Raw genomic sequence first — 1634 nt, 5'->3', positions numbered from 1 at the left:
CACCACGGCACCGTGAGCGCGTCGGAGAGCAGCCCGCCATCGTCGCCGCGGATGACCTCGGCCTCGGGCAGAGCGGCGGCGATCGCCGCGGCGGCGTCAGGGCCGGACGCCCACAGCTCGTCGGGCGCGACGTTGCTGCGCTCGTTCGCCACCAGCACGAGGGTCGCCTGATCGAGGGGCAGGAGTGCCGCCGATGCGTCGGTCGAGCCGGGCACCGCGGGCACCACCAGTGCGATCTCGACCGGGATCGTGCGAGTCGAGTCGTCGAGCTTCAGCTCGAATCGGTCCGATTCGCCGAGGCCGAGCGCCGCGGCGAGTCCCGTCGTGATGACCGCCGGGACAGCGAGGGGCACAGGCGCGAAGGTCAGCGTGAGCGCGGGCGAGTCATGGTTCAGCACCCACGGCCCTGCGCTCGGCCACGCCAGCTCCCCCGCCCCGGTCGCCGCGAGCTGCTGCGGGTCGAGCATGGTGCTGAAGCTCCCTGCCGAGGTCGCGAACCCGAGGCTCAGCCCGACGAGGGTCCACGGCGCCCGTCCGGCCGGGAGTTCGGCGGAGGCCGTGAGCGTTCCCGAGGTCGGCTCGGCGGGGAGCACCTGATCGGGCTCCGTGGGGTTGGGGTGGATGGGATCCGACCAGGTGAGCGGCGCGAACACGGTCTCGAGCGGCACCGACACGGGCGTCCCCAGCGCATCGACGAACCACGCCTTGCCCGCATACGCGTCTGCTGCGGGCACGGCAGTCCGGCCGGCCTCGGCGCTCGGCGTCACGAAGAAGGTCGCCTGAACCCCTGTCGATGCGGGGTCGAGAGTCGTGCCGACGGGTGCCGAGCCGAGGGCCGCGGCAAGCTCCGCGGGATCGATCCCGGCCGCGGGGAGGGGCGCGATGAGTGCCGCAGCGGAGTGCTCGGGCAGCGCGACCACATCGAGCGCCGCGCCGCCCGCGATGGCCCGATCGGTCAGCACCGCGCTCGCCGCATCGACGCCGGCTGCGGCATCCGTCTGCGCGACGCGAGCGGCGTCGACCTGCTCCGAACCCGCACTGCGGGCATCTGCACCGGCGACGAGAACGCCGGTCGCGTCCGCCGCGACGCGCCAGGTGCCGAGCGCCGCGCCTGCGAGCACGGCACCTCCGGCGGCGAGCGCGAGGATTGCGACGACGGCACCGGATGCCGCGATCTGGCGCGCCGTGGTGCGGGCGGAGAGGGCCGAGCCGAGGCCGCGCGAACGCGCCGCAAGGCTCGCGACGCCTGCAGTGGTCGGCGCGAGCAGGAGCGTGGCGAGCGTCACGACCGCCCCGAGCCCCAGTGCGGGCGCAAGCGCGACGACGATGAGCGACCACGGGTCGGCTGTGATGGCGCCGGCGTCGCGCCCGAGGGTCGCCAGCAGCCACAGGAAGACCGTTGCGGCGAGCAGGAGGAGCGCGGCGCCGACCGCGGAAACCGCGCCGCGTCCGCGGCTGGTGCCGGCGGCCGGGGGATCCTCGGCCCGCCGTGCGGCGACGCCGACCGTGATGCCCAGGACGAGCGCGGCCGCGATGGGCACGAGTGCGGTGCGGCCAAGAGCATCCGCGAAGCGCCCTCCCGTCGCCGCGACGACGCCGGCGGCGCCGAGCCAGCCCACGAGGGCGCCGACCGC

At 75.5% G+C, this 1634-nt stretch carries 1 protein-coding gene; it reads right to left on the bottom strand.

What is annotated here, in order from left to right; all coding sequences use genetic code 11:
• On the bottom strand, nucleotides 1-1634 hold a 1634-nt coding region (locus AC1DVT_RS20160; protein WP_477391166.1), incomplete at both ends, for a hypothetical protein.

This window comes from Microbacterium sp. P2_F9 (assembly GCF_056403635.1).
This window is presented reverse-complemented; position numbering and strand designations above follow the sequence as displayed.